The 23,446-nt window shown below is 58.4% G+C and carries 23 protein-coding genes; 20 read left to right on the forward strand and 3 right to left on the reverse strand.

Features of this window, described 5'->3' with window-relative positions; all coding sequences use genetic code 11:
- Positions 1-6 precede the first annotated feature (6 nt).
- The 4 genes from V1603_RS15065 to V1603_RS15080 are packed head-to-tail and all read left to right on the forward strand — an operon-like array spanning position 7 to position 3,827.
- Positions 7-1,029, forward strand: coding sequence for an ABC transporter permease (locus V1603_RS15065; RefSeq protein ID WP_395312876.1), 1,023 nt, complete (start codon positions 7-9; stop codon positions 1,027-1,029).
- Positions 1,026-1,919, forward strand: a complete 894-nt coding sequence (gene ddpC / locus V1603_RS15070) for a D,D-dipeptide ABC transporter permease (RefSeq protein ID WP_192982212.1) — start codon at positions 1,026-1,028, stop codon at positions 1,917-1,919. Before V1603_RS15065 ends, ddpC begins: the two co-directional genes overlap by 4 nt.
- The gene (locus V1603_RS15075; protein ID WP_166711239.1) at positions 1,919-2,905 is read left to right on the forward strand and encodes an ABC transporter ATP-binding protein; all 987 of its coding nucleotides are present in this window, start codon (positions 1,919-1,921) and stop codon (positions 2,903-2,905) included. Before ddpC ends, V1603_RS15075 begins: the two co-directional genes overlap by 1 nt.
- Positions 2,898-3,827, forward strand: coding sequence for an oligopeptide/dipeptide ABC transporter ATP-binding protein (locus V1603_RS15080; protein ID WP_395312877.1), 930 nt, complete (start codon positions 2,898-2,900; stop codon positions 3,825-3,827). Before V1603_RS15075 ends, V1603_RS15080 begins: the two co-directional genes overlap by 8 nt.
- On the opposite strand, the gene V1603_RS15085 is transcribed toward V1603_RS15080, so the two are convergent.
- Positions 3,824-4,573, reverse strand: coding sequence for an SDR family NAD(P)-dependent oxidoreductase (locus tag V1603_RS15085; protein WP_395312878.1), 750 nt, complete (start codon positions 4,571-4,573; stop codon positions 3,824-3,826). The two genes, V1603_RS15080 and V1603_RS15085, sit on opposite strands and share 4 nt — an antisense overlap.
- A 114-nt stretch (positions 4,574-4,687) precedes the next feature.
- On the opposite strand from V1603_RS15085, the gene V1603_RS15090 reads away from it, so the two are divergent.
- Complete coding sequence (locus V1603_RS15090) at positions 4,688-5,593, forward strand: LysR family transcriptional regulator (RefSeq protein ID WP_116339764.1); 906 nt, start codon at positions 4,688-4,690, stop codon at positions 5,591-5,593.
- 23 nt (positions 5,594-5,616) lie between these two features.
- Here the strand turns inward: V1603_RS15090 and V1603_RS15095 are convergent, their stop codons facing one another.
- Positions 5,617-6,045, reverse strand: coding sequence for an OsmC family protein (locus tag V1603_RS15095; RefSeq protein WP_028013230.1), 429 nt, complete (start codon positions 6,043-6,045; stop codon positions 5,617-5,619).
- 115 nt (positions 6,046-6,160) lie between these two features.
- On the opposite strand from V1603_RS15095, the gene V1603_RS15100 reads away from it, so the two are divergent.
- Positions 6,161-7,120, forward strand: a complete 960-nt coding sequence (locus tag V1603_RS15100) for a hypothetical protein (RefSeq protein WP_395312879.1) — start codon at positions 6,161-6,163, stop codon at positions 7,118-7,120.
- Positions 7,121-7,127: 7 nt separating this feature from the next.
- Here the strand turns inward: V1603_RS15100 and V1603_RS15105 are convergent, their stop codons facing one another.
- The gene (locus V1603_RS15105; protein ID WP_116339760.1) at positions 7,128-8,003 is read right to left on the reverse strand and encodes a LysR family transcriptional regulator; all 876 of its coding nucleotides are present in this window, start codon (positions 8,001-8,003) and stop codon (positions 7,128-7,130) included.
- 110 nt (positions 8,004-8,113) lie between these two features.
- On the opposite strand from V1603_RS15105, the gene V1603_RS15110 reads away from it, so the two are divergent.
- The 14 genes from V1603_RS15110 to V1603_RS15175 all read left to right on the forward strand — a co-directional run bounded on the left by V1603_RS15110 (position 8,114) and on the right by V1603_RS15175 (position 23,441).
- Complete coding sequence (locus tag V1603_RS15110) at positions 8,114-8,965, forward strand: Vmh family MBL fold metallo-hydrolase (protein WP_395312880.1); 852 nt, start codon at positions 8,114-8,116, stop codon at positions 8,963-8,965.
- Positions 8,966-9,196: 231 nt separating this feature from the next.
- Entirely contained in the window at positions 9,197-9,412 is a 216-nt protein-coding gene (bdm, locus tag V1603_RS15115) for a biofilm-dependent modulation protein (RefSeq protein ID WP_395312881.1), read from the forward strand.
- A 95-nt stretch (positions 9,413-9,507) separates the two neighbouring features.
- On the forward strand, positions 9,508-9,645 hold the full coding sequence (sra, locus tag V1603_RS15120) for a stationary-phase-induced ribosome-associated protein (protein WP_008501714.1): 138 nt from the start codon (positions 9,508-9,510) through the stop codon (positions 9,643-9,645).
- Positions 9,646-9,821: 176 nt separating this feature from the next.
- Entirely contained in the window at positions 9,822-11,519 is a 1,698-nt protein-coding gene (locus tag V1603_RS15125) for an NAD-dependent malic enzyme (protein ID WP_116339756.1), read from the forward strand.
- Positions 11,520-11,767: 248 nt separating this feature from the next.
- A complete protein-coding gene (locus V1603_RS15130; protein ID WP_395312882.1) occupies positions 11,768-12,253 on the forward strand; it encodes an Hcp family type VI secretion system effector in 486 nt (161 codons plus the stop codon).
- Entirely contained in the window at positions 12,250-12,732 is a 483-nt protein-coding gene (locus V1603_RS15135; RefSeq protein ID WP_116339752.1) for a DUF2778 domain-containing protein, read from the forward strand. Before V1603_RS15130 ends, V1603_RS15135 begins: the two co-directional genes overlap by 4 nt.
- 523 nt (positions 12,733-13,255) lie before the next feature.
- Entirely contained in the window at positions 13,256-14,971 is a 1,716-nt protein-coding gene (locus V1603_RS15140) for an ABC-F family ATP-binding cassette domain-containing protein (RefSeq protein ID WP_395312883.1), read from the forward strand.
- Positions 14,972-15,166: 195 nt separating this feature from the next.
- A complete protein-coding gene (adhP, locus tag V1603_RS15145; RefSeq protein WP_023311899.1) occupies positions 15,167-16,177 on the forward strand; it encodes an alcohol dehydrogenase AdhP in 1,011 nt (336 codons plus the stop codon).
- A gap of 149 nt (positions 16,178-16,326) precedes the next feature.
- On the forward strand, positions 16,327-17,946 hold the full coding sequence (locus V1603_RS15150) for a TIGR04028 family ABC transporter substrate-binding protein (protein WP_395312884.1): 1,620 nt from the start codon (positions 16,327-16,329) through the stop codon (positions 17,944-17,946).
- Positions 17,947-17,956: 10 nt separating this feature from the next.
- Positions 17,957-18,901, forward strand: coding sequence for an ABC transporter permease (locus V1603_RS15155; protein ID WP_395312885.1), 945 nt, complete (start codon positions 17,957-17,959; stop codon positions 18,899-18,901).
- Positions 18,898-19,746, forward strand: coding sequence for an ABC transporter permease (locus V1603_RS15160; RefSeq protein WP_395312886.1), 849 nt, complete (start codon positions 18,898-18,900; stop codon positions 19,744-19,746). Before V1603_RS15155 ends, V1603_RS15160 begins: the two co-directional genes overlap by 4 nt.
- A complete protein-coding gene (locus tag V1603_RS15165) occupies positions 19,746-21,353 on the forward strand; it encodes a dipeptide ABC transporter ATP-binding protein (RefSeq protein WP_395312887.1) in 1,608 nt (535 codons plus the stop codon). Before V1603_RS15160 ends, V1603_RS15165 begins: the two co-directional genes overlap by 1 nt.
- Positions 21,350-22,339 carry a putative FMN-dependent luciferase-like monooxygenase gene (locus V1603_RS15170; protein ID WP_395312888.1) on the forward strand — a complete coding sequence of 330 codons (990 nt, stop codon included), beginning with the start codon at positions 21,350-21,352 and terminating at the stop codon, positions 22,337-22,339. The genes V1603_RS15165 and V1603_RS15170 overlap by 4 nt, the downstream gene beginning before the upstream one ends.
- 10 nt (positions 22,340-22,349) lie before the next feature.
- Positions 22,350-23,441 carry an alkylhydroperoxidase domain protein gene (locus tag V1603_RS15175; RefSeq protein WP_166711259.1) on the forward strand — a complete coding sequence of 364 codons (1,092 nt, stop codon included), beginning with the start codon at positions 22,350-22,352 and terminating at the stop codon, positions 23,439-23,441.
- The last annotated feature ends 5 nt before the right edge of the window (positions 23,442-23,446 follow it).

Genomic DNA, 23,446 nt, shown 5'->3' on the forward strand with positions numbered 1-23,446 from the left:
AAGCGTATGACGTTCTGGAGCATAGTGCGCCAGCGCTGCTGGGGGTTACTCCTGGTGGTGGCCGGTGTCTGTATTATTACCTTTATTATTTCACACCTGATCCCCGGCGATCCGGCCCGTCTGCTGGCAGGCGACCGCGCCAGCGACGAAATCGTGCAGAACATCCGCCAGCAGTTAGGGCTGGATCGGCCCCTGTATGTTCAGTTTGGCCGCTACTTGGACGCCCTGGCCCACGGTGATTTAGGCACATCCATCCGTACCGGACGCCCGGTTGCGGAAGACCTGAAGGCCTTTTTCCCCGCCACGCTGGAGTTGGCCTTTTGTTCTCTGCTGCTGGCGCTGGTGATCGGCGTGCCGCTGGGAATTTTGTCGGCGGTCTACCGCAACCGCTGGCTGGATCACCTGGTGCGTTTAATGGCGATGACCGGGATCTCCACCCCGGCTTTCTGGCTTGGGCTGGGCGTCATTGTGCTGTTCTACGGGCACCTGCAGCTTCTTCCCGGCGGCGGCAGGCTGGACGACTGGCTTGACCCGCCGACCCACGTCACCGGGTTTTATCTGCTGGACGCCCTGCTGGAGGGCAACGGTGAAGTGTTCTTCAACGCGCTTCAGCACCTGATTTTACCCTCACTGACGCTGGCGTTTGTTCACCTGGGCATCGTGGCGCGCCAGGTGCGCTCGGCGATGCTGGAGCAGCTCAGCGAGGACTACATCCGCACCGCGCGCGCCAGCGGCCTGCCCGGCTGGTACATCGTCCTGCGCTACGCCCTGCCCAATGCCATGATCCCGTCCATTACCGTGCTCGGGCTGGCGCTGGGCGATCTGCTTTACGGTGCCGTACTGACCGAGACCGTCTTTGCCTGGCCTGGCATGGGCGCCTGGGTGGTGACATCCATTCAGGCGCTCGATTTCCCGGCAGTGATGGGCTTTGCGGTCGTCGTCTCGCTGGCCTACGTGCTGGTTAATCTGGTGGTCGATCTGCTTTACCTGTGGATTGACCCGCGAATCGGGCGCGGAGGTGCCGAATGATGTTAACGCAGGAAACGCCCGTCCCGGTGAAAACCGCCAGACAACGCGTCAACTGGGCAAAGCTGTTTTGGATGCTGCGCCAAAGCCCGCTCACGATCGTTGGCGGCGTCATTATGATTGCGATGCTCTTTCTGATGGTGGCCTCACCGTGGATTGTGCCGCATGACCCGAACGCGCTGGATCTGACCGCCCGCCTGCAGGCGCCGTCTGCGCAGCACTGGTTTGGTACCGATGAGGTAGGACGCGATCTGTTCAGCCGCGTGCTGACGGGAAGCCAGCAGTCGATTACCGCCGGGCTGGCGGTGGTGGTGATTGCGGGCGGCATTGGCTCGCTGCTGGGCTGTTTGTCCGGTGTACTGGGCGGGCGCGGCGACGCCATCATCATGCGGGTGATGGACATTATGCTCTCCATTCCCTCTCTGGTGCTGACCATGGCGCTGGCCGCAGCGCTCGGTCCGAGCCTGTTCAACGCCATGCTGGCGATTGCGATTGTCCGCATCCCGTTTTACGTCCGCCTGGCGCGCGGGCAAACCCTGGTGGTGCGCCAGTTTACCTACGTGCAGGCCGCACGCACCTTTGGCGCTTCCCGCTGGCATTTGATCCGCTGGCATATCCTGCGCAACGCCCTGCCGCCACTGATTGTGCAGGCTTCGCTGGATATCGGCAGCGCCATTTTGATGGCCGCCACGCTGGGGTTTATTGGCCTGGGCGCGCAGCAGCCCACTGCCGAATGGGGCGCGATGGTGGCCGTTGGCCGTAACTACGTCCTGGACCAGTGGTGGTACTGCGCGTTTCCCGGTGCGGCGATTTTGATTACTGCCGTGGGCTTTAACCTGTTTGGCGACGGCATCCGCGATCTGCTGGACCCGAAATCGGGAGGAAAACAGTGATGACCGAATCGGTACTCAATATTGAAGACCTGCATCTGAGCTTCCCGATTTTTCGCGGTGAGGTTCATGCGCTGAACCACGTCTCGCTGGAGATCGGCAGGGGCGAAATTGTCGGTGTGGTGGGCGAATCAGGGTCGGGCAAATCCGTTACCGCCATGCTCGCCATGCGCCTGCTGCCGGAGGGCAGCTACCGTATTCATCACGGTCAGGTGAGATTACTCGGTGAAAACATCCTGACGGCGTCCGAGAAACAGCTCCGTCAGTGGCGCGGCGCTAAAGTGGCGATGATTTTTCAGGAGCCTATGACCGCTCTCAACCCGACGCGGCGGATTGGCAAACAGATGGTGGAGGTGATCCGCCAGCATCAGCCGCTTTCCCGGCGCGAGGCGCAGCAGAAGGCGATCGCCCTGCTGGAAGAGATGCAAATCCCGGACGCGAAACAGGTCATGGATCGTTATCCGTTTGAACTCTCCGGCGGCATGCGTCAGCGGGTGATGATTGCCCTTGCCTTCTCCTGCGAGCCGGAGCTGATCATCGCCGACGAGCCAACCACCGCGCTGGACGTTACCGTCCAGCTCCAGGTGCTGCGGTTGCTGAAGCATAAGGCGCGGGCCAGCGGCACCTCGGTGCTGTTCATCAGCCATGATATGGCCGTGGTGTCGCAGCTCTGCGACAGAATGTACGTGATGTATGCCGGCAGCGTGATCGAGAGCGGCGCCACGCAAACGCTGATCCACCGCCCCGTGCATCCTTATTCCATTGGGCTGCTGCGGTGCGCGCCGGAAAACGGCCAGCCGCGCGCCCCGCTTCCCGCCATCCCCGGCACGGTGCCCAACCTCAGCCAGCTTCCGCAGGGTTGCGCGTTCCGCGAGCGCTGCTTTGCCGCCGGGGCGAAATGCAGCGAAACCCCGCGCTTAGTGCCCACTGGCGCAGAAGGCCAACAGGCTGCCTGCTGGTATCCACAACGGGAGAAACACCATGTCTGATGTACTGCTGGAACTGGATAGCGTGCACGTGAACTTTGCGGCGCGTAAAAACTGGCTGGGCCGCGTGACGGAACATGTCCATGCGCTTAACGGGCTGGACCTTGAGATCCGTCGGGGTGAAACGCTCGGCATCGTCGGGGAATCCGGCTGCGGGAAAAGCACGCTGGCCCAGCTGCTGATGGGCATGCTGAAGCCCAGCACCGGCGCGTGCCAGCGGGCACACCACGCGGGCGGCATGCAGATGGTGTTTCAGGATCCGCTCTCCTCGCTCGACCCGCGGTTGCCGGTCTGGCGCATCATCACCGAGCCGGTGTGGGTGCAAAAACGCAGCAGCGAGCGCGAGCGCCGTCAGCTGGCGGAGGATCTGGCGCTGCAGGTGGGCATTCGCCCGGAATATCTCGACAGACTTCCGCACGCCTTCTCCGGCGGGCAGCGCCAGCGCATCGCCATCGCCCGGGCGCTCTCGTCCGACCCTGATATTATCGTGCTTGATGAACCCACCAGCGCGCTGGATATCTCCGTGCAGGCGCAAATCCTCAACCTGCTGGTGACCCTGCAGCAGCAACGTAATCTGACCTACGTGTTGATCTCGCATAACGTCTCGGTGGTCAGACACATGAGTGACCGCGTGGCGGTGATGTATCTTGGGCAGATTGTTGAGCTGGGCAGCGCCGCGCAGGTGCTTGGCGAGCCGCGCCATCCCTATACCCGCCTGCTGCTCGACTCGGTTCCCCGCACCGGTGAACCTCTGGATGAAACGCTGGCGTTACGCAAAACGGAGCTTCCCGGCAACCGTCATCTGCCCGAAGGCTGTTTTTTCCGCGACCGCTGCCCGATGGCAGCGCAGGGGTGTGAACGTCCCCAGCCGTTACAGCCCTCACGCGAGGGCCGTAACGTTCGCTGCTGGCGTAATCTGGGTTAAATTTGCGCCATCCCGCCGTCCACAAACAGCTCGGTGGCGTTAATAAAGCTGGCAGCGTCGGAGGCCAGAAACGCCACCACTTTACCCACCTCACCCGGCGCGCCTAAACGCCCCAGCGGTACCTGCGCGGCCAGCGCGTCGTACAGCCCCTGACGGTGCTCTTCCGGCACCAGATCGCCGAGACCCGGCGTTTTGATCGGTCCCGGGCTTACCACGTTGACGCGGATCCCGCGGCCCTGCAAATCAAGCGCCCAGGAGCGGGCAAAGTTGCGTACGGCGGCCTTACTGGCGCTGTAGACGCTGAAGTTGGCCGTCCCTTTAATGGACACCGTCGAGCCGGTCAGAATAATCGACGATCCGGCGGAGAGCAGCGGCAGCGCCTTCTGCACCGTGAACAGCACCCCGCGAACGTTGGTGCCGAAAATACGGTCAAACTGCTCTTCGGTGATCGCGCCCAGCGGCAGCATATCGCCGCCACCGGCATTGGCGAACAGGATATCAAGACGCCCTTCATCTTTGGCTATCCGGGCATAGACCTCATCCAGATCGGCAAGCTTTGAGACATCCGCGCGGATGCCTACCGCAGTTGAAGCAATTTCAGCCACCGCCGCGTCCAGCTCGGCCTGCCGACGTCCGGTGATGTATACCTTCGCGCCCTGAGCCGCCAGCTCCTGCGCCGTGGCAAGACCAATACCGGTGCTGCCGCCGGTGACCAGTGCGATTTTTCCTGAGAGAGTCGTGTTCATGTCATTTACCTTTTGTTGGGTTTGCGTTGGACAGACTTTAGCCCTTGCGGCATTAGTGAAAAACAGGCAAAAATGAAAATGACTATTCATCCACAGAAATAATCAGAGGTCATTATGGACCAGCTCATGGCGATGCGCGCTTTTACGCGGGTCGTGGAGTCCGGCAGTTTTACCCGCGCGGCGGACTCGCTGAATATGCCGATCGCCACCCTGAGCAAGCTGGTAAAATCGCTTGAGACGCATCTGGAGATACGCCTCCTGCACCGGACGACTCGCCGGGTGGTGGCGACGCCGGAAGGGATGGAATACTATGAAAAAGCGCTCAGGGTGCTGATAGATATAGAAGATATCGACACCTCGTTTCGCGTTTCCCGCGCGACGCCAAAAGGGCATTTGCGGGTTGACGTGGGCGGCTCCACCGCCCGGGACGTGCTCATCCCCCTGCTTCCGGAATTCATGCGGCGCTACCCGGATATCCGCATCGACCTTGGCGTAGCCGACCGGCCGGTCGATCTCATCAGCGGTAACGTAGACTGCGTGATCCGCGGCGGGCCGCTGGACGACTCGACCCTCATCGCCCGTCATCTCGGTAACGCCGAAATGGTCACCTGCGCGACGCCGGGTTACCTGAAAAATCACGGCGTCCCGGCCTATCCGCAGGAGCTGTGCAACGGGCACAAGCTGATAAGCTACCTTTCGCCCGTCACCGGGCGGGCATTTCCGTTTCGTTTCAGACAACACGGCGAGGCGCTGGAAATCAATATTCCGCACTATCTTGGCGTCAATGAAAGTAATGCCCATCTGGCTGCTGCCGCGGCGGGGCTGGGGATCGTTCAGACCTTTGAGTATTCGGCAAAGTCGTATTTGCTGGCGGGAACGCTGACGGCGATCCTCGGCGACTGGCGCCCTGCCGCCTATCCGTTTCATGTGGTTTACCCGCAGAACCGGCATTTGACGCACAGGCTGAAGGTATTTATCGCCTGGCTGGCTGAGGTGTTCCCCGCCGCGCTGAAGGGATAGCCGGGCGCGAACCCGGCTGGGGCTTAGTTAAGCTTATAGTCCAGGGTAATCTCGGCTTTCAGGAGCTGCGACACCGGACAGCCCGCTTTGGCTTTCTGAATAATGCCGTCAAACTGCTGTGGCGCAATGCCCGGAACGGTTACCTTGCTTTGCAGTGCAACCTTAGTGATGGCAAAGCCGCCGTCGGTTTTATCCAGAGAGACGTCCGCGGTCGTATCAATCGAATCAGCGGTATAGCCCGCTTCACCCAGCATCAGCGACAGCGCCATTGAGAAACAGGCCGCATGTGCCGCGCCAATCAGCTCTTCCGGGTTGGTACCCTTTTCACCCTCAAAGCGGGTGTTAAAGCCGTAAGGCTGTTGATTGAGAACGCCGCTCTCGGTGGAAACCGTTCCTTTTCCGCGCTTAATGTCGCCAGACCAGTGTGCCGAACCGTGCTTATGAATCGTCATTCTTGCTCTCCTTTTGGCTTACAAAGGGTTAAGTATAGACTACGCATCTGACACGCCCAGGAACACAGACGATTCCGGGACTTTCACCTGCTGTACCGACAACAAGGATAACGATATGACGCTAAAAATCAGGATGGCCGTCGCGGTAACCACGCTGGCTCTCTCACTGTCTTCACTGGCCAAAACGCCGGAGAACTTTATCTATACCAGCTCGGGCGACCTCGGCGCGGCGCTCCCGCTTGTTGCGCGTAGCGACATCGGCGGCGTGCAGATCGTGTACAACTGGCGCCTGCTTGAACCCGAGAAGGATAGCTATGACTTCACGCGAATTGAGCAGGATCTGGCGCGCGTTAAATCCGCCCGGAAAAAACTCTTTATTCAGATCCAGGATCGTTTTTTTGAGCCGGACGCCCGCTACGTGCCGGACTATCTGATGCACGATAAGCAATACAACGGCGGGATTGCACCCCAGTTCGATAACCCCGGAGAAGGCAAGCCTGTCGGCGCGGGATGGGTAGCGCGCCAGTGGGACCCCACGGTGCGCCAGCGCTACCAGGCACTGCTGGCAGCGCTCGCAAAACGCTTTGACGGCGAGGTGTATGGCGTAAACCTGCCTGAAACCGCCATTGATATTGACGAGAAAAATCCGCCAGCGGGGTTTACCTGCGACAGCTATTTCGCGGGTGAAATGGAAAACCTGGCCTTTGCGCGAAAGGCTTTTCAGAAATCACACGTGGTGCAATACGTAAACTTCTGGCCGTGCGAGTGGGACAATGACCACAACTACATGGGGCGTCTTTTTGCGTATGCCAGCGCCAACAATATCGGCCTGGGCGGGCCGGACATTGTTCCCAACCGCAAGGCACACATGAAGAATGCCTATCCCTTCTTCCATAAAAATAAACAGGCGCTGCCGCTCATCGCCATGGCGGTTCAGGAACCGACCCTGACCTATAAGAATCCACAGACCGGTAAGCCTTTTACCAAAGCGGAATTTGTCCGCTTCGGCGAAAGCTATCTCGGGGCCGATATTATTTTCTGGAGTACGTCGTCTCCCTGGCTAAAGGCGAAGTAATCCCTTCTTATGCCAGGTAGCGCGAAAGTTCGTCGAGAAACACGCGCAGCGCGGCTGGCTGATACTCCCGGGACTGATAAATGCCATGGATGGCAAGCGGTTTCGGCTTAAGCGCCTCCAGCACCGGCACCAGCAATCCCTTCTCCAGCGCGGCACGCGCTTCGCGCTCCGGCAGCATGGCAATACCGCAGTGCTCGATCGCCGCGTCCATCAGCAGCGAAGAGATGCTGGCGCTCAGGTTGCCGCTGACGGCCACGCTCAGGCTTTCGCCTTCCGGCGTCAGGAAGTGCCAGGACTGCCCGGCGAAAAAGCTGTAGTGCAGGCAGTTGTGCTGCGCTAATTCTTCGGGGCTGGCGGGTGTTCCGTGCTGCGCCAGATACGCCGGCGAGGCGCAGAGTACGGAGCGACACTCCCCCAGCCGGCGGGCAATCATGCCGGGTTCGGGGTTATCCGTAATGCGCACGGCGACGTCTATGCGCTCTCCCACCAGGCTGACCGGGTGATTGTTCACGTCCAGCTCGATGCGCAGTTGCGGGTAGCGTGAGAGCAGCCCGGGCAGCACGGGCGCAATCAGGTGCATCGCGGTAAAGTGCGCGCAGGCCACCCGCAGCGTGCCGGACGGCAAATCTTTTACCGACTGACCTTCGATTTCCTGCGAGATCTGCGAGAGCGTCCGCGTTTTTTGCAGCACCTTTTCCCCCGCCGCGGTCAGCGTTAGCTTGCGCGTGGAGCGGTTTACCAGCCGCGTACCCGCCCACTTCTCCATTTGTTCCAGGTAGCGGCTCACCATCGGCCGGGAAATGCCCAGCGCGCGCGCCGCCGCGCTCAAACTTCCCAGCTCGCATATCCGGTTGTAGACCTGAGCGGCAATAACGCGATCCATAAAAGCTCCATCTGCTCGATTTATGAAACTAAGCATGTCTTGTTTCAGGAATTCTGGCAAATGAGAATATCCGTACAATAGCGATATTCCTGAACAACTGAGACAACAGCATGAAACTCACTCATATTGCCCTGCTTTCCACCCTTTTCGCTCCGGCTGCTTTTGCCGCACCGTTGACCATTGATACCTATAACCCGCAGGAAAAAGGCATTTTCGCGGTCTCCTCCACGCTGGTGTCCGGCCCGAAAGAGGCAGTGCTGTTTGACGCGCAGTTCAGCGTGAAGGATGGCGAAGCGCTGGTAGAGAAAATTCGCCGCAGCGGTAAGACCCTGAATAAGATTGTGATCACCTCCGGCGATCCGGATTTCTACTTTGGCCTGCAGCCGCTGGTGAAAGCCTTCCCGAATGCCAAAGTGGTGGCCACGCAGCAGGTGGTTGACCATATTAAGGCCACCAAAGACGCCAAGCTCGCCTTCTGGGGCCCGCAGATGAAGGACGGCGCGCCGACTAAGCTGGTGGTGCCGCAGGTGCTCGCCTCCACCACGTTCATGATTGACGGTGAAAAGATCGATATCGAGCAGCCGGACAGCTATGCGGCCTATGTGTGGATCCCTTCGGCAAAAACGATCCTCGGCGGCACCGGGGTAGCCTGGGGCATTCACGTCTGGACGGCAGACACCCAGACGCCGGTTCGCCGTCAGGAGTGGCAGCAAACCCTGGACAATATGGCCGCGCACAAACCGGAACGCGTGATCCCGGGCCACTATCTGGGTACTCCGCCTGCAGGAACCGGGGCGATTGATTTTACCCGTGGCTATTTGCAGCATTTTGAACAGGCGTTATCGGCACATAAAGACTCAGCGGGCGTCATCGGTACCCTGAAAAAACAGTATCCGGGCCTGGCTGAAGAGAGCTCTCTGGAATTAAGCGCCAAAGTGAATACTGGCGAAATGAAGTGGTAATTTAAAAACGGCTCCTGCTATATTTTCGTGATGGCAGGAGCTTCCAAATATATCCTCACCGCTACACATCAATATATCCACACATTTTAAAAGCGCATAAAAGCATACACTTATGTCGTTTTTATTTCTAAGATGAATCTGAGCCACAACCGGGAAAATATTTGCCATTCTGTTTATGAATTAAATTTTTTGCGAGCCGTACCATTAAACAGACAACGACACGGAGGCAGCATGTTTACTTATTACCCGGCTAATACCGCAGCAGCACAACCTGAACTCGTTAACGCGATTGCGCAGGGTCTTCACGCCGAGCACGGTGCTGTGACTGAAGATGACATTTTGATGGAACTGACCAAATGGGTGGAATCCACGGATAATGACATCCTCAGTGACATCTACCAGCAGACCATTAACTACGTCGTCAGCGGGCAAAACACACCTTTGTAAAAACCTGCTAAGCTGGATCTGCAACCTAAGGGGTTACATTTCGTTTGCGAAAGCAAACTGGTCCTTAAAACTATCAACAGGATTGAGGAGTTAACATGAAATCGAACCGTCAGGCACGCCACATTCTTGGACTGAATTACAAGCTTTCTAATCAGCGTAAAGTGGTGATTGAAGGCGACCACGAAACGCAGGTCACTCACGCCACCGGCAGAAAACGCCACGCGGGCAAGTAAGTTCCAGACTGAGATCCAGAACACCATCGGCAAAACCGATGGTGTTTTTGTTTATGTGTTGCGGTAATTAATATTTAGCTCCTTTATAATACCGCCCGACCGCACCCCGTAGCACAGGCCAGAAAGATGACAAACAGCAGTGTCAGGGACGGATCTTCAAAAAAAGAGTGAGTGACATGGACAACAAACTGAAAAAACATCGTTCCTTATATATCCCTTATGCCGGCCCGGTTTTACTCGAATTCCCCCTGCTCAACAAAGGTAGCGCCTTCAGCATGGAAGAGCGCAGCAGCTTTAACCTGCTGGGCCTGCTGCCGGAAGTGGTTGAAACCATAGAAGAGCAGGCAGAGCGTGCGTGGATCCAGTATCAGGGCTTCAAAACCGAGATCGACAAACACATTTACCTGCGCAACATCCAGGACACCAACGAAACCCTCTTCTATCGCCTGGTGCAAAACCATCTCGAAGAGATGATGCCGGTGATCTACACCCCAACGGTGGGTGCGGCGTGTGAACGCTTCTCTGAGATCTACCGTCGCTCACGCGGCGTCTTTATCTCTTATCAGAACCGTCACAATATGGACGACATCCTGCAGAACGTGCCGAATCACAATATTAAAGTGATTGTGGTCACCGACGGGGAACGTATTCTCGGCCTCGGCGACCAGGGCATTGGCGGGATGGGGATCCCAATCGGTAAGCTCTCTCTCTACACCGCCTGCGGCGGCATCAGCCCGGCGTATACCCTGCCGGTAGTGCTGGACGTCGGCACCAACAACCAGCAGTTGCTTAACGATCCGCTGTACATGGGCTGGCGCCATCCGCGCATTACCGACGATGAGTACTACCAGTTTGTCGACGACTTCATCCAGGCCGTGAAGCACCGCTGGCCGGACGTTCTGCTGCAGTTTGAAGACTTCGCGCAGAAAAACGCGATGCCTCTGCTGAACCGCTACCGCGATGAGATCTGCTCCTTTAACGACGACATCCAGGGCACCGCAGCCGTGACCGTGGGAACGCTTATCGCCGCCAGCCGCGCGGCCGGCAGCCAGCTGAGCTACCAGAAAATCGTCTTCCTGGGCGCGGGATCTGCGGGCTGCGGTATTGCCGAGCAGATTATCGCCCAGACGCAGCGTGAAGGCTTAAGCGAAGAGCTGGCCCGCTCCCGCGTCTTTATGGTGGACCGATTCGGCCTGCTGACCGACGGCATGCCGAACCTGCTGCCGTTCCAGACCAAGCTGGTGCAGAAGCGCGAGAACCTGAAAAACTGGGATACCGACAACGAAGTCCTATCCCTGCTGGACGTGGTGCGCAACGTGAAGCCAGATATTCTGATCGGTGTTTCCGGGCAGACCGGTCTCTTCACCGAAGAGATTATTCGCGAGATGCACAAGCACTGCGCGCGCCCTATCGTGATGCCGCTGTCCAACCCGACCTCCCGCGTGGAGGCGACGCCGCAGGACATCATCGCCTGGACTGAAGGTAACGCGCTGGTCGCCACCGGCAGCCCGTTCGATCCGGTGGTGTGGAAGGATAAAACCTATCCGATTGCCCAGTGCAACAACTCCTATATCTTCCCGGGCATTGGTCTGGGCGTGATCGCCTCCGGCGCGTCCCGCATTACCGATGAGATGCTGATGTCGGCGAGCGAAACCCTTGCGGGCTACTCGCCGCTGGTCAACAACGGTGAAGGGCTGGTGCTGCCGGAGCTGAAAGACATTCACAAGGTGTCGCGCGCTATCGCGTTTGCGGTAGGTAAAATGGCGCAGCAGCAGGGCGTGGCGGTGAAAACCTCTGCCGACGCGCTGCAGCAGGCTATTGACGATAACTTCTGGATGCCTGAATACCGCAGCTATCGCCGGACCTCGATTTAATCCGCTCCGACCGTTTCCTCTCCTCAAAAGGGAGAGGGAACGTGAATCCCCTCCTTCCTTTATTTTCTTTGCCTCTACTACAGCATTTCATTGAACATTATTTAAAAAATCAATATTTCAACAATAATGCATATCTCGTTGAAATATAAATATTTAGCATAACATTTTTTGCCTAATAAACAGTTTCTTTTAAAGGTTTAGTAACGTTCCGCATCACTAAATTCATTAATTGAAAAAGGAGTTTTGAAATGGCAATTCCGGCATACCTTTGGCTTAAAGATGACGGTGGCGCAGATATCAAAGGGGCTGTTGATGTACAAGATCGCGAGGGAAGTATCGAGATATTAGGGTTCGGTCATGGACTGCATCTGCCCACAGATAACATGACAGGAAAAATAACGGGTACGCGCGTTCATAGTGCCCTGGTATTTGAAAAGGAGTTTGACTGTTCTAGCCCTTACTTATACAAGGCTGTGGCAAAAGGCCAAACGCTGAAAAGTGACGAGTTTAAGTGGTATAAGATCAATGATGCTGGTCAGGAGGTCGAGTACTTCAACATGTATCTGGAGAACGTTAAAGTTGTCTCAATATGCCCGGTAATGCATGACGTAAAAAATCCAGCGATGGAAAAACATAACCATCTTGAAAATATTTCCCTACGTTATGAGAAAATCACGTGGCGGCATTGTGACGGTAACATCATCTTTGCTGATTCATGGAATGATCGTTCATGAATCTCCTGCAGTGTTATTTCCACCTTAACGGCGGTAAGTATGCAACATTGTCTGTGCCCGGTGTGGGTTTTTTCCCTGCATTTTCTGGGAATGGTAATGCAACAAATCGTCCCGAAAGCGCGTCTCTACCCGATATAGGCCCTCTCCCTCCGGGCCGATATTACATACTATTACGTGGATTAGGTGGTTGGTATACTCAAACAAAGGACAGTTTAAATGCATTTTTCACGGGTTCGAATCGCAGCGAGTGGTTTGCTTTGTATCGCGATGATGGATTGATGAACGATGAGACTTTTGTGGATGGGGTAAGGCGAGGAGAGTTCAGACTGCACCCTATCGGACCATCGGGATTAAGTAAGGGATGTATCACGCTTTACAGTCAGAGTGATTTTAAGGTCCTGGCATCCGCCTTACTTCGTACGGGAGGGCAGCAACTGGGAAACTATATGATAGCTCATGGCGTTGTGCAGGTTTATTAATGAAGATGGTACTCCTGGCACTGCTATGGTGTACGGTCGTGTTTCTGTCACTACTCACACTGTATAAATTTGTTCCACCTGAAACGCAGTACTCTTTTGCGGAGCATTTTGAAATATATGGCGACGAATTGATCATGGATTTTGTTCTTTACCTTTTTTTAGGTATTGCCATATTGATTGCGTCAGTGTCCACGCTGGTTCTTTATTTGCTCTTACGGAAAAGATAATCCTGGGCAGCAATGCTGCCCTTCTTCTAGGTTTATCCTGAAAAAAGTTATATAGTGATAGCTACCTGCAAACTCAAAACATATAAGGAGGCCAATTATGCTGTATCGTGAAATTTTCAATGTTTCACATACATTTGGTGATCGCACCAGCTCAAGCGTTATCGGTATCGTGCTGCGATAACTTCTGCTTGAGCGAAGACACCAACCCCTGAAATCCCTTCTCTCGGGCTTACTGAGTTATCGTCAGCGATGTTTGACGAGGTATAAACATGCCTGTAACTCTTGGGTAAGCAACAATGAGCACTTTACTCACTGCACAATCTTTACGCGTTGATACGGCGTTTGGCACGCTCTTCGACTCACTCTCCTTTACGCTGAAAAAAGGCGACCGCATTGGCCTGCTGGGCGACAACGGCTGCGGCAAAAGTACGCTGCTGAAGGTGCTGGACGGCACAGATTCCCCTACCGCCGGAACGGTCGCACTGGCCGGGCACTGCCTGATGGCACGCGTGGAGCAACATCTCCCGGACGCCATTTTCCCGCTGACCATGCTGGATGCGGTACTCGCACAGCTGCCCTTAGCTGAGCGCGATAGCCTGCGCTGGAAAGCCGAAACCCTGCTGGCGAGCATGGGCTTCACGCCGCAGGATATGATGCTGCAATCCGCCACGCTGAGCGGCGGGCAACACACCCGCCTGCTGCTGGCGCGGGCGCTGATTCACGAGCCGGATTTGCTCCTGCTCGATGAACCCAGCAACCACCTGGACCTGCCGACCATGCTCTGGCTGGAAAACTTCCTACAGAACTGGTCAGGCAGCTTCGTGCTGGTCTCGCACGACAGACAGCTGCTGGATGCCGTCACCAACGGCAGCTGGATCCTGCGCGATAAAACGCTGCACTACTTCGCCCTTCCCTGCACCGCCGCGCGCAGGGCGCTTGCAGCAAAAGATGAAAGCGACGCGCAGCGCCACAAGGCGGAGCAAAAGGAGATCGACCGCGTAACCGCCAGCGCGAAGCGGCTGGCGACCTGGGGCAAGGTTTACGACAACGAAGACCTGGCCCGCAAAGCCAAACAGATGGAAAAACAGGTCGAACGGCTGAAGGAGAGCCAGACGGAAGTAACGGCAGGCAGTCAGTGGACGTTAACCCTGCGCGGTGACGCGCTGCGGGCAGACCGTCTGCTGGAGATGGAAAACCTCGACGTTCCGCCTGCTCCGGAGCTACCGCCGCTGTTTAACATCGACGTTGCGCGGCTAAAAAGCGGCGACCGCGTGGCGATTGTCGGTCGTAACGGCTGCGGTAAATCGTCGCTGATGAGGCTTATCTGGCAACAATTTGCCGATATGCCCGCAGACAGCGGGTTGAAAATCCATCCGCGCGTGTCGCCAGGCTATTACGACCAGACACTGAATCAGTTGCCGGATGACGCCACGCTGCTCGACGCGCTGGAGCCTTTCGCGCCAGATCCGCAGAACCGCAAAATGGCACTGATAAGCGCGGGATTCCCATGGGCGCGTCACGGGCAAAAAGTCAGTACGCTCAGCGGTGGTGAGCGCTCTCGTCTGCTGTTTGTCGGCCTGACGCTTGCCCGCTATAGCCTGTTGATGCTTGATGAACCCACCAACCATCTCGACATGGAAGGCAAAGAGGCGTTGGCGGAAACGCTGCAACAGTTCGAAGGTGGCGTGCTGCTGGTCAGCCATGACCGACAGTTAATCAGCCAAAGCTGCAACCGCTTCTGGCTGATTGAAGAGGGAAAGCTGAGCGAGTGGTACGATGCGGAAGCGGTGTTTGAGCGCCTGCGTGAAAGCGCGGGGCTGGTGACATCCACCGCGCCCGCCATCGCCGCTGGGGAGGTTCACCCCTCCTCCCCGTACGACAATATGCTTGAACGGCTGATCGCGCTGGAAACGCTGCTGAAAGACGATCTGGCGCGCAAGCCGAAGCATCAAAAGCCGCAGCTGCAGGCGCAATGGCGTAAGGAGATTGAGGAGATAGAAGCACAGCTGTAACGCTGCGCCCGGCGAGCATCTCGTCGGGCCAGTAGTTTCCCCCTAAATTATTAGAGGAACGCCCTTTTCTTAATCTGAAATCGGATTAAATGATGACATTATGTTGCTGCTGCCTTGCATTACCAGGCTAATGTATTAATCCTTAAGAGGTATTACCCTGCTATGCAGATACTTATCATGAACAAGGAGATACACATGAAGGCTGCTGTTGTTACTCAGGATCATCAGGTCAACGTCACCGAAAAAACCTTACGCCCGCTAAAGCACGGGGAAGCCCTGCTGAAGATGGAATGCTGTGGCGTATGCCATACCGACCTTCACGTGAAGAACGGTGATTTCGGCGATAAAACCGGGGTGATCCTGGGCCATGAAGGGATTGGTATCGTGAAAGAAGTCGGCCCTGGCGTGAAGTCGCTGAAAGTCGGCGACCGCGCAAGCGTGGCCTGGTTCTTTGAAGGCTGCGGCCACTGCGAATACTGTAATACCGGCAACGAAACCCTGTGCCGCGATGTTAAAAATGCCGGTTACTCCGTTGACGGCGGCATGGCGGAAGAGTGCATCGTCACCGCTGACTACGCCGTAAAAGTGCCGGACGGTCTGGAATCCGCTGCAGCCAGCAGTATCACCTGCGCTGGCGTTACCACCTACAAAGCGGTGAAGGTCTCGGGTATCAAACCGGGCCAGTGGATCGCCATTTACGGTCTCGGCGGGCTGGGTAACCTCGCGCTGCAGTACGCTAAAAACGTCTTTAACGCCAAAGTCATCGCCCTTGACGTTAACGACGAACAGCTGAAGCTGGCGGCCAGCATGGGTGCAGATTTAACCATTAACTCCCGCAGCGAAGATGCCGCGAAAATTGTGCAGGAGAAAACCGGCGGTGCCCATGCCGCAGTCGTCACTGCCGTCGCCAAAGCGGCATTCAACTCCGCCGTTGATGCCGTGCGTGCCGGTGGCCGCGTGGTGGCGGTTGGCCTGCCGCCGGAAGCGATGAGCCTCGATATTCCGCGTCTGGTGCTGGACGGCATTCAGGTGGTGGGTTCGCTGGTCGGTACCCGTCAGGATCTGCAGGAAGCCTTCCAGTTTGCGGCCGAGGGCAAAGTGGTGCCGAAAGTGACGATGCGTCCGATCGAAGACATCAACGCCATCTTTAAAGAGATGGAACAAGGCCAGATCCGTGGTCGTATGGTGATTGACCTGCGTTCGTAATCACCCACCGTACATCACCGCTCCTTACCGGGGCGGTTTTTTTATAGCCATTTTCCGGCAATCCTTATCTTAATTCCTTTGTTCACTTGTTTTCCCGCGCGCCCGATGATGAATCCGACGCTAACAAGAAGATAACAAAGGAATTCACCATGCAAACCCCATTTCGTCTGCCGCTACTGACGGCGCTGATTCTGACGACCACCGCAGCCTGGTCCGCGGATGCGCCTGTTAAAGGCGGCACGCTGATTTATCTGGAGCAACAGGCGCACACCAACCTCTATCCGCCTGCCGGCGGCTTCTACCCGAACGGCGGCATTCTGAACCAGATCACCGACAAACTGACGTGGCAGAACCCAAAGACGCTGGAGGTGGAACCCTGGGTGGCAGAAAGCTGGACCACCAACGCCGATAAAACCGAATACACCTTTAAACTGCGTCCCGGTATTACCTTCTCCGACGGCACGCCGCTGGATGCTAACGCCGTGGCGAAAAACTTTGATACCTACGGCTTAGGTAACAAGGCGCAGCGCCTGCCGGTGTCAGAAGTGATCAATAACTATGATCGTAGCGAAGTCATCGACCCGCTGACCGTGAAGTTCTACTTCAAAAAACCGTCGCCGGGGTTCCTGCAGGGCACCGCCACCATTGGCTCGGGTCTGGTCTCGCTCAGCACGCTGAAGCGCAACTTTGAAGAACTGGGTGACGCCCGCCACATCATTGGCTCCGGGCCGTTTGTGGTGAAGGACGAGAAGTTGGGGCGTGAAGTGACGCTCGAAGCCCGTAAAGACTACCAGTGGGGGCCCAAAAACCTGCCGCAGCAGGGGCCAGCCAATCTGGACGGCATCAAGTTTATCGTCACTCAGGAAGACAGCGTGCGCATCGGCGCCCTGCTGGCCGGCCAGGCCGACTTTATTCGCCAGGTGCAGGCGTATGACGAAAAGCAGGCGACCGACCAGGGCTATAAAACCTACGCTGCCCCAACGCGTGGGGTGAACGACAGCATCAGCTTCCGTCCGGATAACCCGCTGGTCTCCGATATTCGCGTACGCCAGGCGCTGCTGCATGCCACCAACGCAAAACAGGTGGTCGAGACCCTCTTCTCGGCCAACTATCCGCAGGCGAAGTCGGTGATTGCCGATTCCGCAGCAGGCTTTGTCGATCTCAGCGACAAATTGACCTTTGACCCGGTAAAAGCCAACAAGCTGCTGGACGACGCGGGCTGGAAAGCGGGCAGCGACGGGGTCCGCGCCAAAGACGGCCAACGACTGGCGCTAACGGTGTATGAATCCCTGCCGCAGCCGCAAAACAAAGAGGTGCTGCAGCTGGTTGCCCAGCAGTGGCGACAGGTGGGCGTGGCGCTGAGCGTCAAAGCCGGTGACGCAGGCAGCCGCACGCTGGATAACCTTGACCCGCTGAAAACCCCGTTAACCGTCTCCGAAGTAGGCCGCGCCGATCCTGACGTGGTGAAAAGCATGTTCTACCCGGCTAACCGCGACGCGCTGCTGCAAAAGGGCGGCTCCAGCGACAAGGTCAAAAACTTCCGTGACGACAAGCTGAATGAGCTGCTGGTGAATATTTCTGCTGAGGTCGATCCGCAAAAACGCCTGCAGCTGACGGGCGACGCCCAGCGCTACCTGCTGGATAACGCCTACGTCATCCCGATTTTCGAGGAGCCGCAGGTCTTTGCCGGTGCGCCGTGGCTGAAAGGCGTCAATTTTGAAGCGGTAGGCCGCCCGTCGTTCTACGGCGCGTGGATTGAGAAACACTGAGGAGCTGACGATGCGCCACGCACTTCTTCAACGCTTTGGGCACGGGCTGCTGGTACTGTGGGCCGCCTTTACCCTCTCGTTCGTGTTGCTCCAGGTGCTGCCGGGCGACGCGGTGCTGATTAAATTTCAGAACCCGGACCTGGGCCTAAGCCCGGCGCAAATCGAGGAGATGCGCGTGGCCTACGGCGCAGACAGCCCGCTGTGGCAGCAATACGGCCACACGCTGCTGGCGATGCTGCGCGGGGATTTCGGCTATTCGTTACAGGCAGGGGTGCCGGTCAGCGAGCTGATTGCCAGCAATCTGCCGGATACCCTGAGTCTTGCCCTGCCCGCGTTTGTGCTCGCGGTCCTGCTGGCGTTTGCGCTGGCTTTTGCATCGCGTCTGCCGGGTCTGCGCTGGCTGAGCAATACCCTCCAGTCGCTGCCGGTCCTGTTTATCTCCTTACCCACGTTCTGGCTGGGGATTGCCCTCATCCAGCTCTTTTCATTTCAGTTGCGGCTGATCCCGGTGATTAACCCGACGCCGCTGCAGGGGTTGATCCTGCCAATCGTCACCGTCGCGATCCCGATCTCCGCCCCGCTGGCGCAAATCCTGATGCGCAGCCTGGACCAGGTGGCAACGCAGCCGTTTGTCGCCGTTGCCCGGGCCAAAGGGCTGAGTGAAACCGCCGTTCTGTGGCGTCACGTCACCCGCAACTCCCTGCTACCGGTCCTGAACATTGCCGGGCTGCTGCTGGGCGAGCTGATTGCCGGGGCGCTGATCACCGAAACCGTTTTTGGCCGCAGCGGGCTCGGCCAGTTGACCCAGCAGGCGGTGAATAACCAGGATATCGCCGTACTTCAGGCGGTAGTGATGATTTCCGCCCTCGGTTTTGTCCTGATTAATCTGCTGGTGGATCTGCTGATGCCGCTGCTGGATCCCCGTCTGCAAACCGTTACCGGAGGTGCTTCATGAGCCTGGTCGATTACGCCGCCGCCGCGCGAAAGCGCGTTCCAGCGTGGCAGGAAGTGGAATGGCAACCGGGACTGTGGCTGGCATGGGGGGTGATTATTCTCGCCGCTTTTGCCGCCGTGGCGCCCGGCCTGTTAACCCACTACAGCCCGATTGAGGGCATCGCCGGGGCACAACGCCTGGCGCCGCAGGCGGGACACTGGCTCGGCACCGATCAGCTTGGCCGCGATGTTTACACGCGCATCGTGTACGGTACCTCACACTCCCTGAGCGCAGCGCTGGCCGCCGTGACGATGGGTCTGGTGGTGGGTACCGGCTTAGGGGTGGTTGCCGGGGCGTTCGCCGGACGCGTCGAGTCTTTCCTGATGCGTTTTGTCGACGTGCTGCTGTCCATCCCGTCTCTGCTGCTCTCACTGACGGTCATTATTCTGCTCGGGTTTGGCACCGTTAACGCCGCGATTGCCGTAGGCGTTGCCTCCATTGCCAGCTTCGCCCGCCTCGCGCGCGGTGAAGTGGTGCGCATCCGGCATACGGATTACGTCGAGGCGGCGTTTGGCAGCGGCGGGACGTTTTTCGCCGTGCTGTGGCGACACATCCTGCCCAACGCGTTAACCGCCGTCCTGGCCTTTGCCACGCTGCAGTTTGGTCAGGCCATCCTGGCACTCTCCACGCTGAGCTTTCTCGGCTACGGCACCCCGCCACCCGTGCCGGAATGGGGCTTGCTGATCGCCGAAGGCCGTAACTATCTCTCTACCGCCTGGTGGCTAACCACCTTCCCCGGCGTCGTCGTCATCGCCGTGGTGCTGGCCACCAACCGTATCAGCCAACAGTTCAGCGGAGGTCGCTAATGACCGTTCTCTCAGTGGAAAATTTGACGATCAGCTACCGTACCGCGCGCCAGTGGCGAGAGGTGGTGCATAACGTCAGCTTCACGCTCGGGCGAGGGGAAATGCTGGCGTTTGTCGGTGAATCCGGATCCGGCAAAACGACCACGGCACAGGCGATCATTGGTCTGCTGGCCGACAACGCCCGGCGCGATGCGGGAAAAATATCGCTCAACGGCGAAGAGATTAGCCTATGGTCCGCTAAGCGTCTCGATACCCTTCGCGGGGCGCGAATTAGCCTGGTTCCGCAGGATCCGGGTAATTCGCTCAACCCGGTGAAAACCATCGGCGCTCAGGTCGGAGAAATCATTCAGCTACACCAGAAAGTGACCCGCGCCCGGCGCGACGAGCAGGTGCTCGCCCTGCTGACAAAGGTCGGCCTGAGCCACCCCGAACAGCGCATGACGCAGTATCCCCATCAGCTCTCCGGCGGGATGAAACAGCGCGTGCTGATTGCCATCGCCATTGCCCTGCGCCCGGACGTCATCATTGCCGATGAGCCCACCAGCGCGCTGGATGTGACGGTGCAAAAACGCATTCTCGATCTGCTGGATATCCTGCGCCGGGAATCGGGTACTGCCGTTCTGTTTGTCACCCACGATCTGGCGCTGGCCGCGCAGCGCGCCGACAGGCTGCTAGTTTTTCGCGATGGCGAGGTTCAGGAGCAAGGCAACACCGCCGATATCGTACGCACGCCGCAGCACGCCTACACCCGCCAGCTGCTGAGCGATCTCCAGGGCCAGCGCCTGACCATCGCCCCGGTGGCCGGCCGCCCGCTCGCGTCCCCGGCCATTCGCGCCCGCGCCATCAGCAAACAATTCTCCCTGGGCAAAGGTCATCAGCTTCAGGCGCTGGATCGGGTGACGTTTGACGTCAGGCGCGGCAGCACGCACGCGCTGGTCGGGGAATCCGGCTCCGGGAAAACCACCCTCGCCCGTATTTTGCTGGGTTTTGAACAGGCCGACAGCGGGCAGGTCATCATTGACGATATTGATGCCACCGCGCTCAGCCGCGAGGCCCGCCGCCAGCTGCGCCAGAAGATCCAGTTTGTTTACCAGAACCCGTTTGCCTCTCTCGACCCGCGTCAGACGCTGTTTGACATCATCGAAGAGCCCCTGAAGAACTTTTCTCGCCTCGGTAAGGCGGAGCGCAAAGTCCGGGTCGAGACCGTGGCACAGCGGGTTGCCCTGCCGGTCGATATATTGAGCCGCACCGCCCGGGAGCTTTCAGGCGGACAGCGTCAGCGCGTTGCCATCGCCCGGTCGCTGATCCTGGAGCCGACCATTCTGGTGCTGGACGAAGCCACCTCCGCGCTGGACGTCACCGTGCAGGCGCAGATTCTGGCTCTGCTTCAGCAGTTGCAGCAGCAGCTGGGACTGACCTACCTCTTCATCACGCACGATCTGTCCACCGTCCGCCGGATCGCCCACAGCGTCACGGTGCTGCGCAGCGGTCAGGTGGTCGAACAGGGCGATGTCGGAACCTTATTCGCGTCGCCGCAGAACGACTATACCCGCGAGCTGATTGACGCCATTCCCCATTTTTCACCCGCTACGGAGGAGTTCGCATGACGCGAAAACGCCTGGGATTTTTCACCCGCCTGCTTGACGACGCCACGCCGAAGGAGCGCTATCGTCTGGCAACCGAACAGATCCGCTACGCCGAACGCCACGGCTTTGACAGCGCCTGGATCGCGCAGCACCACTTCCATGAAAGTGAAGGCGGCCTGCCGTCGCCGCTGCTGTTTCTGGCGCACGTGGCCGCGCATACCGAAACCATCCGGCTGGGCACGGCCATCATTACCCTGCCGATGGAAAACCCGCTGCGCGTGGCGGAAGATGCCGCCGTGCTCGATTTACTCGCCGATGGCCGTCTTGAAGTCGGTTTTGGATCGGGCGGAACACCGACCTCCTTTCTGCCGTTCGGCCTGACGTTTGAGGATCGCGGCGCGGCCTTTGCGGACCATTTGCATGTGATCCAAAGCGCCTGGCGCGGGGATTCACTGACCCATCCGGATAACCACCTTTATCCGCCGGCGCCACAGCTTGCCGACCGTATCTGGATTGCCACCTTCTCCGTTGACGGTGCCGTTCGCGCCGCCCGGGCTGGACACGGTTTAATGCTCTCCCGCACGCAGCCTCGCCCGGCAGACCGCCCGGATTTAACGCTCGACGCGATCCAGACCCCGATTGTGGATGCCTACCTCGATGCGCTACCTGCGGACATCGCGCCGCGTATTCTGGCCTCCCGTACGGCGTTCGTCGCCGACAGCGATGACTATGCACTCAGGGTCGCAACGCCGGGCCTCACGAAACAGGCCCGGCAGCATCGCGCTGCCGGGTACGCAGTTAAAGGTGACACCGTCACCGATTATATCCGCCAGTTTGACGCGCATATCGGTTCCCCCGATACGGTCCTGCATTCGCTGAATGCTGACTCCGTTCTCAGGCGCGCAACGGATATTTCATTCCAGGTCCATTCGGTCGAACCCACGCACCGCGACACGCTGCGCTCTGTTGAGCTGATCGCAGAAAAGATTGCCCCCCACATCCTTTGAGGAGACACCTATGTCATTAAGTCAGGACATTCTCGCCGAGCTGGCGGAAATTAAACCCGGTTCCCCTCTGGCAGAGGCGCGCGCTACGCGAGATGCCGCCACACGCCACGCCCAGGGCAGCTACGAAATTCTGTTTAGCCAGCAGGATAATGATTTTGCACTCGACGAGCGCTTCGCCGTGGCGGCCAAAGTCGCCAGGTGGCACAGCGCGGAGGCGCTGGCCGCGCACTATGCGGGGTTTGGACTGGCCGACCCCACCTCGGACCGCCTGACCCCGGCGCTGAACTTCGCGCGCCTGCTGACGTTTTCACCCGTCGAAGCCACGCCGGCCGCGTTAACGGCGCTGACCCAGGCCGGGTGGAGCAAGGAAGGCATCGTTACCCTGGCGCAGCTCGTCGCGTTTGTGAGCTTCCAGAGCCGACTCGTCGCCGGGCTGCGTCTGCTGAACGACAGGCCCGTCGCGGCAAGCGAAACGCCGGTGGCGGCAGGCGTCTGGCACACGACCGCAACCACGGTCACCGGGAAGGCGGCACCCGTCGCGTTCACCCAGCAGGAGCTGGGATGGGAACCGTGGATAGCGGCCAAACCGCTGGCGGACTTCCGTGACGATGAGGTTGCCATCCTGGCGAAATTTGGCCATACCGATTCCGACTACTTCCGCCTGCTGGGGCGCAACCTGCCGGTACTTGAACAGCGCACGCTAACGGATAAAGGAATTTTTTATACGCCGGGGGGATTGCCGCGCGCCGAGCGCGAGCTGGCCGCAACGGTCGCCAGTAAAATTAACGGCTGCATCTACTGCGCATCTGTCCATGCGCGTAAAGCCAGCCAGCTGTCAAAGGATGACGCTGCGGTAGAGGCCCTGCTGGCCGTGCGGCCGGGGCAGTCCCTCAGCGAGGGGCAGTCTGCACGCTGGCAGGCGGAAATTAACTTTGCGGGGGCGCTGTCTGTCACGCCGCCTGCCGCCACGCCGCTACACCTCGCCGCGCTGGAAAAAGAGGGGCTGGATACCCTGGCGCAGCTTGATCTGGTGCAGTCTGCCGCGTTTTTCGCCTGGGCCAACCGCCTGATGCTGACCCTGGGTGAACCCTGGCTTGCGTGAACCCC

The organism is Enterobacter sp. ECC-219 (genome assembly GCF_043966805.1).
Lineage (GTDB): Bacteria > Pseudomonadota > Gammaproteobacteria > Enterobacterales > Enterobacteriaceae > Enterobacter > Enterobacter cloacae_N.